The sequence below is a fragment of the Terasakiella sp. genome (assembly GCF_048267425.1).
In the GTDB taxonomy this organism is placed as follows: Bacteria; Pseudomonadota; Alphaproteobacteria; order Rhodospirillales; family Terasakiellaceae; genus Terasakiella.
The window spans coordinates 103946-121379 of record NZ_JBLWXN010000004.1; the positions used below are offsets into that span (position 1 = coordinate 103946).

Sequence of the window (17434 nt, forward strand, 5' to 3'; positions counted from 1 at the left end):
ACATGATTGATAAGAAAAGCTTTTTAAAAGTAGGGGCATTGGCTGCATCTCTTTGGGTCGGTGCCACTTTACCGGCGCAGGCCGAGGTGGATTATCAATCATGGCTGAATGATTTCAGAAATACCGCGGCCCGTGCCGGAATTTCTAAAAATACTCTGGATAATACCTTGAATGGTTTGGTGCCCAATAAGCGAGTGCTGGAACTGGATCGTCGTCAGCCCGAGTTTTCCTTGACCTTCTGGAAATACTTGAATGGACGGATTTCTGAAAAGCGTATTCAGCGTGGTCGCGACCTTTTAAAGAAACACGCGGCTTTGTTTCAAAAAGTGCATGACAAATACGGTGTGCAGCCGCGTTTTCTGGTCGCGTTTTGGGGGCTGGAAACCAATTTTGGTGATTATACGGGGGTCTTTCCGTTGATCCAGTCTCTGACAACATTGGCGCATGATGAACGCCGTTCAGAATTTTTTACCAAACAGTTGATGTCGGCTCTACAAGTTATGGATCGGGGCGATATTCCTTTTGATGTAAAGGCCTCTTGGGCAGGCGCGATGGGATTTTGTCAGTTTATGCCGACAACCTATCAGGCCTATGCCGTTGATGGGGATGGGGACGGCAAGCGTGATATGTGGAAAAGCTTGCCGGATGTGTTTTATTCTGCAGCTAATTTTTTGTCTCAATCCGGTTGGCAAGCGGGCGAAACATGGGGACGTGAAGTCAAGTTACCGGACGGGTTTAATTTGGATTTAACCGGATTGGGGACAAAAAAGAACCTGTCTGAATGGGCTAAGTTAGGGGTTGTAAAAATTGATGGGGGCGCTTTACCCGTTGCGGATATGCAGGCCTCTGTGATTTTGCCGGGGGGATATCGCGGGCCTGCATTTTTGGTTTATGAAAATTTCCGAACCATTTTGGATTGGAACCGGTCAAACTTTTATGCCGTTGCCGTTGGTCATTTGGCAGATCGATTGGTTTGGGGCGGTCCGTTACAAACGACGCAGATTGAGGAAACACCGCTTAGCCGTGCGCAAATGTTGCAAATTCAAGCACGTCTGAATGATCTGGGACACGATGTTGGTAAGCCTGACGGGATTGCCGGGTCGCGTACGCGCAAAGCCATTAAGGCCTTTCAAAAGTCTAAAGGAATTCCGGCGGATGGATATCCCAGTATTGAACTTTTAGACCTTTTGAAATAAGGCGGGGTTGATGGGATGGCAATTGGGCAGTATGGTAGGCATACCAAGGCAAGCAAGGTTTATAAAATGAAGACATTCTTTGGCCCCGGAAAGATTGCATTGGCCCTGATGGCCGGTATTCTGCTGAGTGGGTGTGCGGAAACGCAATTTCTTTCCAGTTCCGTCAAACATGCGGGTGGTTCATCCGGGGTAAGTGGCAAATATAAAATCGGGAACCCTTATCAAATTCAAAGCGTTTGGTATTATCCGGCGGAAGATTTTGATTATGTGGAAACAGGCATTGCCTCTTGGTATGGGCCGAAGTTTCATGGAAAGCCGACAGCCAATGGCGAAGTTTTTGACATGAATCAGGTCAGTGCAGCGCACCGTACATTGCCCTTGCCGTCTTTGGTACGTGTGACAAACCTTGAAAACGGGCGTTCGTTGGTTGTCCGTGTAAATGACCGTGGTCCTTTTGCACATGGACGTATTTTAGATATGTCACGACGTGGTGCCCAATTATTGGGGTATGAGAAACAAGGAACCGCACGGGTAAAGGTTGAGATTTTGAAAGATCAAAGTCTCGCTCTGAAAAATTCGCTGGTTAATCAGGTTGCGGGCAATCAGGCACCAATTAAATCCGGTGCCATTCAAAAACCGATGGTCAGTGCGCAAAGTCTGGACGCCCCCAACGGGGCAGACGTGGCGCCGACACCCAAGCCTGTACAAACAGCGATGGCGGCACCTCAACCTGCACAATCGGCTTTAAGTGAACCGGTTATGCAAAAAACAGATACAGCCGTTCGTACATATCCGGTTTCGCCGACACGCATGTATATACAGGCTGGCGCGTTTTCGCGATTTGACAATGCTAACCGGGTCAAGGCGCAATTGATGGATGTCGGCGATGTCCAGATTTCGCAAGTTCTGGTAAATGGACGCGATTTTTATCGTGTTCGGGTCGGACCGTTTCAAAATGTCGATCAAGCCGATCAGCTTTTAAATAACGTTATCAATGCAGGCTTCCCGTCTGCGAAAATTATTGTAGAAAAAGGAAAAGGCTAAAATGAGGTTGCGCACTACCTTTCTGTCAACGGCACTCGCCGCTTCACTCTTTGCAACATCATCTTTTGCGATTGATACGATCGCGCGCGAAGCCTTTATGGTTGATGTCAAAACCGGTCATGTTTTGCTTGAAAAGGATGCTGATGTCAGTATGCCACCGGCATCCATGAGCAAACTAATGACGCTTTATCTTGTTTTTGATCGTTTAAAAGACGGGCGTTTGTCGTTGGATGATCAGTTTAGCGTATCTGAAAACGCATGGCGCAAGGGTGGGGCTGCATCAGGCAGTTCCACAATGTTTTTGGAGCCACGCCAAAAAGTACGTGTGGAAGACCTGATTAAAGGAATTATTATCCAGTCGGGCAACGATGCTTGCATTGTCGTTGCTGAAGCGATCTCGGGATCTGAAAAGAATTTCGCTGTTGAAATGACCGAAAAAGCGCATGAACTCGGCATGATGAATTCGTCCTTTGCCAACGCAACGGGCTGGCCGGACCCTGGTCAACGTATGACGGCACGTGATTTATCCGTTCTGGCGCGTGCCTTAATTCGCGAGTTCCCCGAATATTATAAATTTTTTGCCGAAAAGAATTTCAAATATAACGGTATTCGTCAAAGCAACCGTAACCCGTTACTTTATAAAACAATGGGTGCCGATGGTTTGAAAACCGGACATACCTCAGAAGCTGGGTATGGTTTGACGTCTTCTGCCATTCGCGATGATCGCCGTCTTGTTCTGGTTGTTAATGGCTTGAACAGTGTGCGCGCCCGATCCAGCGAGTCTGAACGGTTGATGGAGTGGGGGTTTCGCGAATTCAATAATTACTCTTTGTTTAAAAAAGGCGAAGAAGTAACGCAGGCTGAACTTTGGCTATCTGAAAAGCAAACGATTGGGTTGGTCATTGATCAGGATGTGGAAGTGACTTTGCCCCGCAAAAGCCGACGCGAGATGAAAGTCTCGGTTAAATATGACGGCCCCATTCCGGCACCGATTAAAAAGGGTCAGCAACTGGCAAAGGTCGTGATTAGCGCACCGGATACAAAAAACATTGAAATTCCGCTTTATGCCGCAGAAGACGCGGGGCGTCTCGGCTTTGTTGGACGTTTGGGCGCTGCACTTAAATCCATCATCTGGGGCGTAACCGGCTGATGACCAAAGGGCGTTTCATCACCCTGGAAGGTGGCGAAGGGGCGGGCAAAAGTACACAGGTCCGCCTGCTGAAAGAATCCCTTGAACAAGCTGGCCTTGAAGTCGTGTTGACGCGCGAACCCGGTGGCAGTCAGGGTGCGGAAGAAATCCGTAAGTTACTGGTGACGGGTGATGCGGGACGTTGGGACGGGATGAGTGAGGCCTTGCTTAACTTTGCCGCACGACGAGATCATTTATGTAAAACCGTTTGGCCTGCGATTGAACGTGGGGCTTGGGTGATTTCGGATCGTTTTGCAGACTCGACCATTGCCTATCAGGGATATGCACATGGCTTGCCTTTAAAATCTCTATATGACCTTTGGGATATAGCGATTGACGGGTATCGTCCTGATCTGACTTTTATTTTGGATCTGCCTGTAAAAACAGGGTTGCAACGTGCCCTTGGACGAGGTGATGCAGAAGACCGTTATGAAAAAATGGCTTTGGATTTTCACGAAAAATTGAAAACAGGTTTTCTGGAAATTGCCAAGGCAGAACAAAACCGTTGTTGCGTCGTTGATGCGACACAATCCATTAATGAAATTCAGTCCGATATCCGTCGTGATGTTCAAACACGCCTTGGAGTGACCTTGCCATGAGTGAGCCGGAAAAGCTCACCCCGCGCAGCACCCCGGATTTGTTAGGCCATTTCGAGGCGGAACAGACATTGCTGGAAAGCTATAATTCCGGTCGTATGCATCACGCATGGTTAATGACCGGGCCGCGCGGGATTGGTAAAGCAACGCTGGCCTATCGCTTTGCCCGCTTTTTGCTGAAATATGGTCGCCCGGGCGGCGATGACCAAGGGGCAGGGCTGTTTGGTGAGGAATTAGCGACGACGGAACCTGAAAGCCTGTATGTCGATCCGCAAGATCCGGTGTTTCGCCGGATTGCGGTTGGCGCACATGGCGATGTCATGACGATTGAACGCGAATTTGATGAAAAGAAAAATCGTTTCAAGGGTGTGATTGGTGTGGATCGTGTGCGCGGTGTCGGTTCCTTTTTGGGGAAAACATCTGCTGAAGGCGGCTGGCGGGTCGTCATTATTGACGCCGCTGATGAAATGAACCGAAATTCAGCCAATGCTGTTTTGAAAGTTCTGGAAGAACCGCCGGAACAGGCCGTGTTATTGTTGTTGGCCCACAATCCCGGACGTTTGTTGCCGACCATTCGTTCGCGGTGTCGTACGTTACACCTTAATCCCCTAAGTGATGATATTTTGATTGATCTGTTGGGCAAGCATGCCCCCGATTCGTCACGTGAAGATGCGCAAGGCTTGGCAAAACTGGCAGAAGGCAGCTTTGGTCGGGCACTTTCTTTATATGAAGAAGGCGGTTTGGAACTACATTCAGAGCTGTTGAAACTGCTTTCAACCTTGCCGCAATTGGACGTGGAAGCCTTGCATAAGCTGGGGGACAAGATGGCACGCGCGGGGGCTGATGATGCCTTTCGCACGATGGGGGACTTGTTGTGCTGGTGGTTAGGACGCTTGATCTCGCAAGGGGCACGGGGTAAGACCTCAGGGCTGGGCCTGAGTGACAGCGAAGACGCTTTGATGATCCGTGTCCTGCAAAGTGCGGATTTAACCCAATTGATGGATGTGTGGGAAAAAATATCCACCAACTTCGATCAGGCACAAAGCGGTAATCTGGATCGCAAGCAAGCCCTGCTGACATCTTTTCTTGCTCTTGAAGGGGCAATGAAAAGATAAACGCCTATTCAAACGTTTGACTTTATAATCAGGAGAACCCCATGTCGGGATCTAAACCGTTTTACATTACAACGCCGATTTATTATGTGAATGATAAACCGCATATTGGTCACGCCTATACGTCGTTGGCTTGCGATGTGATGGCTCGTTTCAAACGTTTGGATGGTTTTGATGTAAAGTTTCTGACCGGTACGGACGAACACGGTCAAAAGGTCGAAAAATCTGCCAATGCAAAAGGCGTAGACCCTAAATCTTTCACTGATGGCGTTTCGCAAAACTTCCGCGATTTGGCGGCCTTTATGGGCTACAGCAATGATGATTTTATCCGCACAACAGAAGAACGTCACAAGAAAGCCTGTCAGGCCTTGTGGACCCGCCTTCAGGAACGCGGGGATATTTATCTTGGCGGTTATGAAGGTTGGTATGCGGTGCGCGATGAAGCGTTCTATACCGAAGACGAATTGGAAAAGAAACCGGACGGCACCCGTGTTGCCAAAGCATCCGGTGCAGAAGTGGAATGGGTGGAAGAACCGAGTTATTTCTTCAAATTATCCGCCTATGAAGACCAGCTTCTGAAGTTTTATGACGAAAACCCGAATTTTATTCTGCCGAAATCGCGTCGCAACGAAGTGATTAGTTTTGTAAAAGGAGGGCTTCAAGACCTTTCCGTTTCCAGAACGACCTTTAAATGGGGCGTTCCGGTGCCCGGTGATGATGATCATATCATGTATGTCTGGATGGACGCGCTGACCAACTATATGACGGCGGTTGGCTATCCCGATGAAGAAGCAGAACAGTATAAAAAATACTGGCCGGCAGATGTGCATATGGTGGGTAAAGATATCTTGCGCTTCCACGCAGTTTATTGGCCTGCATTCCTGATGGCGGCAGATTTGCCCTTGCCAAAGCGTGTGTTTGCGCATGGCTGGTGGACCAACGAAGGTCAGAAAATTTCCAAATCGCTTGGCAATGTGATTGATCCGATCGATCTGGTCAATAAATACGGTTTGGATCAAGTGCGTTATTTCATGCTGCGCGAAGTTCCGTTTGGCAATGATGGGGATTTTGCCCATTCTGCAATGGTTACACGCATGAACAGCGAATTGGCCAACGATCTGGGCAATTTGTCCCAGCGTGTTTTGTCCATGATTGTCAAAAATTGTGACGAGGCCATTCCCACACCGGGGGCTTATAGCGAAGAGGATCAGGTGATGATTGCTCAGGCCTATAATCTGGTGTCTGGTGTGCGCGAAAAAATTGATGTGCAAGCCTTTAATGATGCGATTGAAACCATTTGGCTGGTGATCCGTGCCGCGAATGCTTATGTGGATAAGCAAGCACCGTGGAAATTGAAAAAAGAAGACCCGGATCGTATGGCGACGGTCTTATATGTCTTGGCGGAAACGATCCGCAACGTCGCTTTGGTTTTGCAACCCTTTATGCCGACCAGCATGGACAAAATGTTAGGCTTGCTGGAAATTGCCCCTGAAAACCGCAATTTTGAAGCGTGTGGTGAGGCAGGGGCCTTAATGGCCGGAACCAAGCTTGAAAAACCCGAAGGCGTTTTCCCACGCTTCATTGACCATGAAGAATTGGAAAAGACCTATGAGGGCAAGGACGGTACGTTCTTTATCAAACGGGCACTTCGTCAGAACCCGAAAAATAAAGAAACTGTTTTTGAAATTGAATTTAAAGACGGCAAGCTGGATGAGCTGAATTCCGCCGATCTGGAAAAAGCGAAAGAGAAGGGGGCTTTGACGCAAGTCTGAGCCTGCAACCGAAAAAGATGTTAGTTGATAGCCATTGTCATTTGGATTTCCCTGAATTTCAGGAAGATTTTGAAGCGGTTTTAGCACGTGCTGAAGAGGCTGGTGTCAAAACCATGATGACGATCTGCACCCATGTGACGAAATTTGATCAGGTCCATGCGATTGCCAAGGCGCATGACAATATCTTTTGTACGGTTGGTATTCACCCTCATAACGCCGATAGCGAACCGGAAGTGACGGTCGACCAGTTGGTTCACTGGGCAAGTGATCCAAAGGTTGTTGGTTTTGGCGAAACCGGGCTGGATTATTTTTATGAACATAGTCCACGCGAGATCCAGCAAAGACAGTTTCGCACGCATATTGAGGCTGCGCGAAAGTTGGACCTGCCGGTCATTGTTCATACCCGCGATGCCGAAGAAGACACGCTTGCCATTATTGAAGAAGAATATAACAAGGCACCGTTTCGTGGTTTAATCCATTGTTTTTCGGCATCGGATGCGTTTGCCCAACGTGTTGTCTCGATGGGGTTTTATATCTCTATTTCCGGCATCGTGACGTTTAAGAAGGCAGAAGAACTACGAGAGGCAATTAAGAACGTTCCTGTGGACCGCTTGTTGGTGGAAACGGATGCACCGTATCTTGCCCCGATCCCCAAGCGAGGAAAACGAAACGAACCGGCTTATACGGCCTTTACAGCGGCCAAGGTTGCCGAGATCAAAGGGCTAAGCGAAGAAGAGTTTGCCAAACAGAGTACGGACAATTACTTCACACTCTTTTCCAAAGCGAAACGAGGCTGATATGCGTGTAACGATCCTTGGATGTGGCCCTTCAGGCGGTGTTCCCGGGATCGGGCCTTATTGGGGCAAGTGTGATCCTGATAATCCGAAAAACAGGCGGCTTAGGCCATCTATTTTTGTGGAAAATGAGTCCCTATCTCTACTAGTAGATACATCTCCTGATCTACGCCAGCAGCTTTTAAATAAGGATTACACGCGTATTGACGGGGTTCTTTATACCCACGGTCACGCGGATCATTTACATGGCATTGATGACCTGCGCAGCGTAAACCGCACGCAGAACGAAGTGCTGGATATCTATCTTAATCAGGAAACGCTGGATCATATTCAACAACGATTTGGCTATGTTCTGGAACCATTGGCACCGGGGGCGGATGTTTTTTATAAGCCGGTCCTGAAGCCGCATGTGGTGGAAAGTGGCGTTGCGTTTGAGATCAACGGGCAATCGATTATGCCGATCGTGCAGGATCATGGATATTGCGAGACGATCGGCTATCGGATCGGGGATTTTGCTTATTCGACGGACGTGGTGAATATGCCACCGGAAAGTTTTGATTTACTGCGTGGGATCAAGGTTTGGGTGATTGGGACGCTGGTTGATGCACCACATCCGACCCATGCGGACGTCGAAAAGGCGGTGCGTTGGGTTAAAGACATTGCGCCTGAGAAGGCGTTTTTGACGCATTTAGGCAGCGGGTTGGACTATAACGCGCTGTCAGAGACGTTGCCTAAACATATCCAGCCTTGTTTTGATGGGTTGGTTATCGACGTCTAGATTCAAGGAACTGAATCCGAAATCATTAGAATCAACAAACTGATTCTATTTAACGCCCCTGTGAAAATAGGGGCGTTTTTTGTTGTGTTTTATATCTACGACAGACTCATGAAATTGAGTCAATCTCCCTAAGTTTTATTGAGTGTGTTTGTTTCAAAAGGCGCGATATTTGTCTTCAGGTCCGTTTGTTTTATCAGCGCGCATGCAAGGCAAGACAGCGCAAGAGTAGAAATCTTAAAGCACGTCCTGACGACAAAACGCCAAAAAATATTAAAAAGATATCCAAGATTTAACTGACGGTAAGAATGCTGCTAATACCAACTAACCATATGAAAAATATTATGTATTAAAATAATACATAATATATATTATGCGACAAAAGATATGTGGGGAAAGATGAGGTTCGAGAAATTCTGATGATAGCTCCCCTGCGGATAAGTTACTTTAACTTCGTGCTCATTTGCTGGTTGTGCTTCAAATAGACGCAATTTTCTGCGCTTAGCTTTAATTTGTTTGTGGCTTGGCTCCGTGCTTGATCTGTTTGATTTTTGCTATTTTCGACTTTCTTGCGAGGACGTTCTCAGGCATGGTGCCTATTCAAATTTCCTCAGTCTTTTTGTGTCGGGAGCTTAAAAGTGACAAAATTTGATTCCTCTTCTTTTGAGAGCGAGATGTCTCGCCTGTTGGCGATCATGGCAAAATTGCGTGACCCAAAAGACGGATGCCCTTGGGATATTGAGCAGTCCTTTGAAACAATTGCCCCGCACACAATTGAAGAAGCTTATGAAGTTGCTGATGCGATTGAGCATAAGGATTGGCCTCACCTGCAAGAAGAATTGGGTGACTTACTGTTGCAGGTGGTGTTTCATGCGCAGATGGCAAAGGATGAAAATCTTTTTGATTTCAATGATGTTGCAAAATCCATTGCGGACAAAATGGTATCGCGTCATCCGCATGTTTTTGGGGATGAAGTCATTGAAACAGCGGATGCGCAAACCGTTGCATGGGAACAGCAGAAAGAACGTGAACGCAAAGAAAAAGCGATGCAGGCCGGACAGGATATTCCGTCTGCGTTGGATGGTGTTGCGGGTGGTTTACCCGCCCTCACCCGTTCGTTGAAATTACAAAAACGTGCCATTCGGGTTGGCTTTGATTGGCCAGACGTAGATGGGGTTCTGGATAAGATCCGGGAAGAATTGCAAGAGGTCGAAGAGGAGGTTCATCACGTCCAACCGTCCAAAGATCGGATCAAGGATGAGATCGGTGACTTGCTGTTTACAGTCGTCAATTTGGCGCGTTGGGCAGATGTGGACCCGGACAGTGCGTTGCGGTCTTGTAATGTAAAATTTGAACGTCGCTTTAAGGCAATGGAAGCAGGTGTTCGCGCAGACGGAAAAGAGATGATGGATGCGACGCTTGCGGAAATGGAGCACCATTGGCAAGTGGCTAAAAAACTTGAAAAATGAGTTCAACTTTAACTTATATATAATTGATTAATAATAATTAAATAGTATTGTTAAAGTGAAAAATCCCTCAGGTGAAGTTGAGGGATTTTTGCATGATATAGAGGGGCATTTAATCACGTAGTAATTTGATCAGTGCAGAGGTATCCCAGCGTCCGCCGCCCATGCGTTGGACCTCTTTGTAATACTGGTCAATCAGTCCGGTGACCGGTAAAGCGGAGCCATTTTTACGGGCTTCATCAAGGGCAAAACCAAGGTCTTTTCTGACCCAATCGACAGCAAAACCGAAGTCAAATTTATCTTCAACCATCGTGTAGCCACGATTGGACAATTGCCATGACCCAGCAGCCCCTTTGGAAATCACATCGATAACTTTTTTAGGGTCCAGTCCGGCTTTTTCTGCAAAGGCCAAGCCTTCGGAAATGGATTGGACGGCACCAACAAAAGTGATCTGGTTGACCATTTTGGTCAATTGCCCTGCTCCGACATCGCCCATAAGCGTGACGGCTTGGGCGTAACATTCTTGAACCGGTTTGGTGTGTTCGAAATTTTCCGGACTACCGCCAACCATAATGGTCAGAGTACCGTTTTCTGCCCCGGCTTGACCGCCGGAAACGGGGGCATCCATGAATGACAGTCCGCGTTTTTCAGCTTCGACGGACATTTCGCGGGCAACTTCGGCGGAGGTTGTCGTGTGATCCACAAAGACTGTGCCTTTGTCCATCGCGTCAAAAGCGCCGTTTTCGCCTGTGCAGACGCTTCTAAGGTCGTCATCGTTACCGACGCAGGCAAAAACAATTTGCGCCCCCTCAGCGGCCTTTGCAGGCGTTTCTGCAAAGGAACCACCGTATTCGGCAACCCATTTTTGCGCTTTGGCAGTTGTGCGGTTATAGACACAGACGTCATGCCCGCCCTTGTGCAGGTGGCCTGCCATCGGATAGCCCATGACACCAAGGCCAAGGAATGCAACCTTCATCTTTATCTCCCTTTTAAATTCTTAAATAATTGGGAGGCAGTATAAGTTTGTGTAATGAGAAAATCAAAGATTAGATTGCTATAGAGACAATGTAATCAATCTTCAAACCCGTTGATAACATCCATAAATATGCTGCTATAACGTTCCAGCTTTGTTTGACCGACGCCGGAAAGGGCCAAAAAACTGTCCGCATCACTCGGGCGTGTTTTAGCCATTTCGATCAAGGTAGCATCGGCAAAAATCACATAGGGCGGCACGTTTTGTTCTTCGGCCAGGTCTTTGCGTTTGGCGCGCAAGGCTTCAAACAGGGATTTATCATCTTCACGTTCCAGCACAATGGTGGCCCGTGCTTCTCGTCTGGCTTTGGCGGAGCGACGGGCATCGGGGTCTTTGCGCATGAAAACATTGCGTTCCCCGCGTAAAACTTCGCGCACATCGGGGCCAAGTTTTAAAGCGCCGTAGCCTTCGATATCCATGCGCACCAGCCCAAGGGCGACAAGCTGGCGGATGATGGAACGCCAAGTGTCGCGTTTAAGTTCTTTTCCGATGCCATAGGTGCTGAGCTGGTTATGGCGAAAACGCATTATTTTGTCGTTTTCTTCGCCGAGTAAAACATCAATGATATGCCCTGCCCCAAATGTTTCTCCGGTTCGATAAATACAGGATAGGATTTTTTGGGCGGGCACGGTGCCGTCAAATGTTTCCACCGGGTTAAGGCAGGTATCACAATTGCCGCAAGGCTCGCTTAAGGTTTCGCCGAAATATTCCAGCAGAACCTGACGACGACACCGATGAGTTTCGCAGTAGGCCAGCAAAGCGTCCAATTTTTGACGTTCAATATGTTTTTGACGTTCCGGCAGATCCGAGCTTTCTGTAAACTGGCGCAACTTGGTGACATCCTGCAAGCCATAGGCCATCCAAGTTTGTGACGCCAATCCATCCCGTCCGGCCCGACCTGTTTCCTGATAATAGGCTTCAAGGCTTTTGGGTGGGTCCATATGGGCAACAAATCGGACGTTGGGTTTATCAATCCCCATACCGAACGCGACGGTGGCGACCATAACGATGCCTTCTTCGCGGACGAATTTATCTTGATTGAGGCTGCGGATGTTCTTGTCCATACCGGCATGATAGGATAAAGCGTCATAGCCTTTGTCCCGGAGCCAGTTTGCGATTTCCTCAACCTTTTTACGGCTCATGCAGTAAACGATGCCGCTATCGTTTTCGTCATATTCCTGCAGGAATTTCAAAAGCTGAGTCTTCGCATTGTTTTTTGGTACGATGTTGTAACGAATATTAGGGCGATCAAATCCAGTGATAAAGACTTCGCCTTGCCCCAGATTAAGCCGTTCAATGATATCTAGGCGGGTTGGCCCGTCTGCGGTCGCGGTTAAGGCGATGCGTGGTACATTTGGAAAATGGTCGTGCAGGTTGACCAATTGGCGGTATTCGGGCCGAAAATCGTGTCCCCATTGGGAAACGCAATGGGCCTCGTCAATCGCAAATAAGGAGATGTCGCAATGATTTAGCAGTGTAAAAAAGCGATCGGTCAGCAGACGTTCTGGGGCGACATAAACAAGGTCCAGTTCCCCTGCCCGCATGGCGCGCTCAATTTCGTAAGCTTCGTCTGGGGCAATGGTGGAATTGAGTGTTGCAGCCTTAATACCGACTTGGCACAGAGCAGTGACTTGATCCTGCATCAGGGCAATCAGGGGGGAAATAACGATTGCACAGCCTTTGCGGCATACGGCCGGGATTTGGTAACAAAGGGATTTCCCCCCGCCCGTTGGCATGAGGACAAGGGAGTCTCCCCCTGCAATCGTGCGCTCGATGACGTCTTTCTGCACGCCACGAAAATCGGAAAAACCAAAAACGTTCCGTAAAATTTCCTGTGGTGATTTAGACATGATAGCTGTCTGATCCCGGATTGAGGAAACGGCGCGCCTCTTCCCAAACATCTTTATTAGGCGTAATCAAAAGGCAGTCCTGCGCATAAACTTTTGGTTTATAGGGGGTTTGCGATCCCACCATAAAATCATATCCGCCGGCTTCACGGTGAAGCAAGATACCTGCGGCATGATCCCATGTATGAAGACGACGGTATTGCGCACAATGAAATTCCCCTGCTGCCAGAGCAATATAATCATGGGCCACCGAACCGTAACGAATGGCCATATGGGGAACGGGGCCTAAGCCATCGACAGCACGATTTTCCAGCCAGCGCCGATGTTTGGCGTTTAAGGAAACCGTCATATGTTCGAGACTGTGGAATTTCTTAACGTGAAGGGGACGACCGGCCAAACTTGCCCCTGCCCCTTTTTCTGCCACAGCGGTGCGTTTGCGGGCCGGGTCGTGAATCCACGAGGCAATTAATTCCCCTTGATGAGCCAAGGCGACCATAGAGCCAAAAACGCTATCGCCTTTTGAGAAATTACGCGTCCCGTCGACAGGATCAATAATCCAGACGGGTTCTGTGCTGTCCAATGATTTTAAAACAGATTTATCTTTGGCAACCGCTTCTTCCCCAACAACGACGGAGCCGGGCAAATAATCGATTAAACGGGCGGTTAATTTTATTTCGGCTTCGATATCAGCCGTAGTGACCAAGTCACCGGGAGATTTTTCCATAATGTCGCTGGCCGCCAGCTTTTGAAAGCGCGGCATGATCTCTTCCTCAGCGACTTCGGAAATAATGCGGGTGATATGATCGACATCCAATTTCATGCGCCAGTTATAGCGATGCTCGAATGTAGAGTCATGCACGAAATGTTAAAAAATTAACGTTTGGCAGGATTGAAAGGTGGTTTGAATTTCACTGATTGACTGTTTTACGGGGCATAGTGATTGCTTTGAGGGAGAAATGAGTGGCTGACTTTGTTTTGTTGATGAACATCAAGGTGGATTTTGGTCGGAATAATTATCACATGCAGAAAATGTATAAACAAATCTGAGTGTAAAGGATGCCCCCCAAGATGTTCGTGAAAGCGCTTGCACGTTCTGCTGGATTATCATGTCTGTTGTTTGCCGGATCCCTCTGGGCGGCGGATGTTCCTGAAGATTATGAGTATGACAAATATAATGCCGAAGACATCAATGAACTCTGCGCGGGTTGTCACGGTAGTTTAGGCCAAGGCGGCGGCGGTGGCGTTTATCCGCGACTGGCAGGATTGCCGCAAGAATATATGGAAGAGCAGATCAAGAATTTCAAAACCCGCAAACGGGTTAATATTCCGATGGTACCTTTTGCCAATGACCGTGAATTACCGCCGGAAGATGTCCGTGATATCACGACGTATCTCTCCAATATCAAGCTGGCAAGCCAATTGCCTGAATTGAGCGGTCGTATAGATGGGTTGGAACGTTTGCAACAGGCAGAAGCCGTTGTACAAATTCCCAAGCATGAAGGTGATCTGGAAAATGGCGAAGAATATTATATGGAAATGTGCCGCGGGTGCCACAACAAGGATGGTATGGGCCGTGGCAATAAGCCGGCAGTCACCGGACAGCATATTAAATACCTGAAAAAACAGTTTCAGGATTTCAAATCCGGCGAACGTGAGCATGTGGATCAAGTCGAACTATTCGGGGAAATGACAGACAAGGATATCGAAGACGTTCTCGCCTTTTTGTCTGTTCAGGATGATTGATTTTATTTAGGGTCAGGACCCTAAGGTTTGTAAATATCGCGGTCCCGTTTATAGGCATGTTCCAGCAGGTCCATAATGCGTTTGGCTTCCGGGTTATATTCGGCTTGTTGGCGCATGGCTTTGGTGATGAAGGTGGCGAAGGTGACGGCTTCACCCTTTCCCTTTAGGTCATAATCGCGTGCGATTTCTTCCAGATCTTCGTGAATCAGGTGTTTCGCCATGACATTAAGCTGTTTTTTAACAAGCTGATGTCGGGAACGCCATCTGGCTTGTGCTTGTTTTGTTGCCATTTCTATCCCTCTTTCACATCTACTTGTAGATAAGATCATCTGTGTGATTTTACAAACAGTTTGCGGGAAAGAAGTTAAAGAAAGGCAAAAGAGAAGCACAAAGCCAGTTGGAAAGACAATATTTACGGACAGTTCCCGTTATTAAGTTGGGGACCATCCGGTTGGTTGTTGTGAGGCTTCGTCTGTTTCTTCTGGTTCGATAGCAGGGAAAAGCTGTGGGAACTTTTGCTGAAAGCGCGAGCTATTCATATCATTCATTTTGACGGTGATATGAAATCCGTTCTCGCCTTCATTGCGTTCTGTCACTTCGCCATGTCCATAAATCCAACTGAGCATTTGGCCGTCACTGTAAGGGACCTCGACTTCGAAGATCTGGAAACGTGCGCTGAGCAGTTTATTGATATCGTCAAGAAGTTGATCACACCCCTGCCCTGTAACGGCAGAGACCATACTGACCAGACCGTTTGAGCGATTGACGCGATTGGTAATGATATCCAGATCGTCCTGATCCAGCAGGTCGGCTTTGTTATAGACCTCGATCAAGCAATCTTCGAGTTTTTCTTCCACCCCCAATGTTTTGAGAACATCCAGAACGTCGGCTCTTTGGGCTTCTGTGTCGGGGTGGGAGGCATCTCTAACATGTAAAATGACGTCGGCTTCGTGAACTTCTTCCAGCGTGGCATGGAAGGCCGCCACCAATTCATGCGGAAGTTGGGAAATAAAGCCGACCGTATCGGAAATGATGACATCACGCCCGGATGGTAGCGTGATGGAGCGCATGGTCGGGTCCAGTGTGGCAAACAGCAAGTCCTGTGCAAATACCTCCGCTTTTGTCAGTCGGTTGAAAAGCGTTGATTTCCCGGCGTTGGTATAACCGACAAGTGCAACGATCGGGTATGGCGTATTGCGCCGGGCTTTGCGGTGTAATTCACGGGTGCGTTTGACTTCGCCGAGGTCTTTTTTCAATCGAACGATGCGTTCGTCAATGAGACGACGATCAATCTCGATTTGTGATTCACCGGGACCGCCAATAAAGCCAAGGCCACCACGTTGGCGTTCCAGGTGGGTCCAGGATCGCACCAGGCGGGATCGTTGATACGTCAGGGCCGCCAGTTCGACCTGCAAGGCCCCTTCTGCCGTGCGGGCACGTTCCCCGAAAATTTCAAGGATAAGTCCAGTACGGTCAATGACTTTGCAATTCCAGGCTTTTTCAAGATTGCGTTGCTGGATAGGAGACAACGCTGCATCAACGATGGCAAGTCCGATGTCATCGTCATCCCATTCGTCTTTATGCTTATCCACGCGGCCAATGGTGGTTGCCAGTGCCTCAACCACCCCTTGACCAAACAAGGTGGCCGGTTTGGGACGTGCAATATTGACGACTTCGCTATGGACCACATCCACATGAATAGCCAAGGCAAGGCCGATACATTCTTCCAGACGAGCCTGAGGGGAACGTAACGCACCGCGTTCGCTTTTTAAATGCGGGTGAACGACCAAACAAGGAGTTCGGTCGTTATCATCGCTCCAGCCCGTTTTTGATTGGTTCTTGGGCGGATTATTTTCGTTCGTCACGTTTACTCTTCGTCTTCGCCGGACGGATCGAACAATTGTACAGGTGAAGAAGGCATGATTGTCGAAATCGCATGCTTGTACACCAGTTGTGTATGACCGTCTCTGCGCAGCAGCACAGAGAAGTTGTCAAACCAAGTTACAATCCCCTGGAGTTTTACACCGTTTACCAAAAAAATGGTGACGGAGTTTTTTTGTTTACGAATGTGATTTAAAAAAACGTCTTGCACATTCTGAGACTTTTCAGCAGCCATGGGTCTATATTCCCTAATTATCTTTATCGTTGGCATTTATGGTTTGGTCTTTTATAGAGTTTGCTCGACTTGTTGATCAGTCTCCCAAACGTCACATTTATTCAATGTCGAAGCTAACTCCATGCAATTACTGAAATACCAAGAAGGAGGGAACTCGTCAAATTCTCCTTGACTCGGTGCTTGCTCTCTTATCAGTACGGATATACATCCTGAGTTGTGTGCGCACTCCAGATCCACATCTGTATCCCCCACGAACCAGACGTCTGAACCCCTAGGAATTCCGCTGTTTTCAAGGGCTAAATCAACAGGTGAAGGGTCGGGTTTATCCAGTTGAGCATCCCCTGCTCCGACAAGTTTTTTGAAATATTTTCCCCATCCTAAATGCTCAACTTCTTGGCGCAGGTATTTTCCCCTCTTGTTAGAGACAATAGCAAGGTAAAACCCCTTGCTGTATAAGGCTTTGAGAAGGTTTTCGGCACCGTCAATTGCCTGTAATCGGCTGATATGGGATTCTTCGAATCGGGCATAAAATATTTTACCGGCTTCTTCCCAACGATCTCCAAACAATCCGGGAAAACTATCACGCATGGATTTACGAATGCGTTGGCGGGTTTCGTCATAGGTCCATGCATCATGTCCCATTGCCACCAGCGTATGATTGATCGCATCGTGAATGGCAGGCCATGTATCGACAAGGGTATTATCCCAATCAAAGATCACGGCTTGCGGGCGGGGGAAATGGCTCACGTTT

The 17434-nt window shown here is 48.1% G+C and carries 17 protein-coding genes; 10 read left to right on the forward strand and 7 right to left on the reverse strand.

Translation table 11 applies throughout. The features are described from left to right. Positions 1–2: 2 nt before the first annotated feature. The 9 genes from ACN0VA_RS08335 to mazG all read left to right on the forward strand — a co-directional run bounded on the left by ACN0VA_RS08335 (position 3) and on the right by mazG (position 9947). Entirely contained in the window at positions 3–1196 is a 1194-nt protein-coding gene (locus ACN0VA_RS08335; protein WP_417820697.1) for a lytic murein transglycosylase, read from the forward strand. 66 nt (positions 1197–1262) lie between these two features. Then, positions 1263–2240 carry a septal ring lytic transglycosylase RlpA family protein gene (locus ACN0VA_RS08340; protein ID WP_417820698.1) on the forward strand — a complete coding sequence of 326 codons (978 nt, stop codon included), beginning with the start codon at positions 1263–1265 and terminating at the stop codon, positions 2238–2240. Between the two features lies 1 nt (position 2241). Beyond that, positions 2242–3390: a D-alanyl-D-alanine carboxypeptidase family protein gene (locus ACN0VA_RS08345; RefSeq protein WP_417820699.1), complete on the forward strand. Its 1149-nt coding sequence runs from the start codon at positions 2242–2244 to the stop codon at positions 3388–3390. Next, positions 3390–4028 carry a dTMP kinase gene (gene tmk, locus ACN0VA_RS08350; RefSeq protein WP_417820700.1) on the forward strand — a complete coding sequence of 213 codons (639 nt, stop codon included), beginning with the start codon at positions 3390–3392 and terminating at the stop codon, positions 4026–4028. Before ACN0VA_RS08345 ends, tmk begins: the two co-directional genes overlap by 1 nt. After that, a complete protein-coding gene (locus ACN0VA_RS08355) occupies positions 4025–5140 on the forward strand; it encodes a DNA polymerase III subunit delta' (RefSeq protein WP_417820701.1) in 1116 nt (371 codons plus the stop codon). Before tmk ends, ACN0VA_RS08355 begins: the two co-directional genes overlap by 4 nt. Positions 5141–5181: 41 nt before the next feature. After that, entirely contained in the window at positions 5182–6909 is a 1728-nt protein-coding gene (metG, locus tag ACN0VA_RS08360; protein ID WP_417820702.1) for a methionine--tRNA ligase, read from the forward strand. Positions 6910–6926: 17 nt separating this feature from the next. After that, on the forward strand, positions 6927–7706 hold the full coding sequence (locus ACN0VA_RS08365; RefSeq protein WP_417820703.1) for a TatD family hydrolase: 780 nt from the start codon (positions 6927–6929) through the stop codon (positions 7704–7706). 1 nt (position 7707) lies between these two features. Next, the gene (locus tag ACN0VA_RS08370) at positions 7708–8481 is read left to right on the forward strand and encodes an MBL fold metallo-hydrolase (RefSeq protein ID WP_417820704.1); all 774 of its coding nucleotides are present in this window, start codon (positions 7708–7710) and stop codon (positions 8479–8481) included. Between the two features lie 635 nt (positions 8482–9116). Next, positions 9117–9947: a nucleoside triphosphate pyrophosphohydrolase gene (mazG, locus tag ACN0VA_RS08375; protein ID WP_417820705.1), complete on the forward strand. Its 831-nt coding sequence runs from the start codon at positions 9117–9119 to the stop codon at positions 9945–9947. A gap of 109 nt (positions 9948–10056) precedes the next feature. Here mazG and ACN0VA_RS08380 read toward each other — a convergent pair whose 3' ends face one another. From ACN0VA_RS08380 to ACN0VA_RS08390, 3 genes are all read right to left on the reverse strand, one after another. Then, complete coding sequence (locus ACN0VA_RS08380; protein ID WP_417820706.1) at positions 10057–10920, reverse strand: NAD(P)-dependent oxidoreductase; 864 nt, start codon at positions 10918–10920, stop codon at positions 10057–10059. A gap of 95 nt (positions 10921–11015) precedes the next feature. Next, positions 11016–12827, reverse strand: coding sequence for a DNA helicase RecQ (gene recQ, locus ACN0VA_RS08385; protein ID WP_417820707.1), 1812 nt, complete (start codon positions 12825–12827; stop codon positions 11016–11018). Further along, positions 12820–13644, reverse strand: a complete 825-nt coding sequence (locus ACN0VA_RS08390) for an inositol monophosphatase family protein (RefSeq protein ID WP_417820708.1) — start codon at positions 13642–13644, stop codon at positions 12820–12822. Before ACN0VA_RS08390 ends, recQ begins: the two co-directional genes overlap by 8 nt. Positions 13645–13892: 248 nt before the next feature. Here ACN0VA_RS08390 and ACN0VA_RS08395 point away from each other — a divergent pair, with 248 nt between their 5' ends. Continuing rightward, positions 13893–14567, forward strand: a complete 675-nt coding sequence (locus ACN0VA_RS08395; RefSeq protein ID WP_417820709.1) for a c-type cytochrome — start codon at positions 13893–13895, stop codon at positions 14565–14567. 20 nt (positions 14568–14587) lie between these two features. Here the strand turns inward: ACN0VA_RS08395 and ACN0VA_RS08400 are convergent, their stop codons facing one another. The 4 genes from ACN0VA_RS08400 to ACN0VA_RS08415 all read right to left on the reverse strand — a co-directional run bounded on the left by ACN0VA_RS08400 (position 14588) and on the right by ACN0VA_RS08415 (position 17430). Continuing rightward, the gene (locus tag ACN0VA_RS08400) at positions 14588–14857 is read right to left on the reverse strand and encodes a hypothetical protein (RefSeq protein WP_417820710.1); all 270 of its coding nucleotides are present in this window, start codon (positions 14855–14857) and stop codon (positions 14588–14590) included. A gap of 141 nt (positions 14858–14998) precedes the next feature. Further along, positions 14999–16357 (reverse strand): GTPase HflX, encoded by a 1359-nt coding sequence (gene hflX, locus ACN0VA_RS08405; RefSeq protein WP_417820867.1) that lies wholly within the window; start codon positions 16355–16357, stop codon positions 14999–15001. Positions 16358–16434: 77 nt separating this feature from the next. Beyond that, complete coding sequence (hfq, locus tag ACN0VA_RS08410) at positions 16435–16683, reverse strand: RNA chaperone Hfq (protein ID WP_069185874.1); 249 nt, start codon at positions 16681–16683, stop codon at positions 16435–16437. 51 nt (positions 16684–16734) lie between these two features. Beyond that, a complete protein-coding gene (locus tag ACN0VA_RS08415; RefSeq protein WP_417820711.1) occupies positions 16735–17430 on the reverse strand; it encodes an HAD family hydrolase in 696 nt (231 codons plus the stop codon). Positions 17431–17434 lie beyond the last annotated feature (4 nt).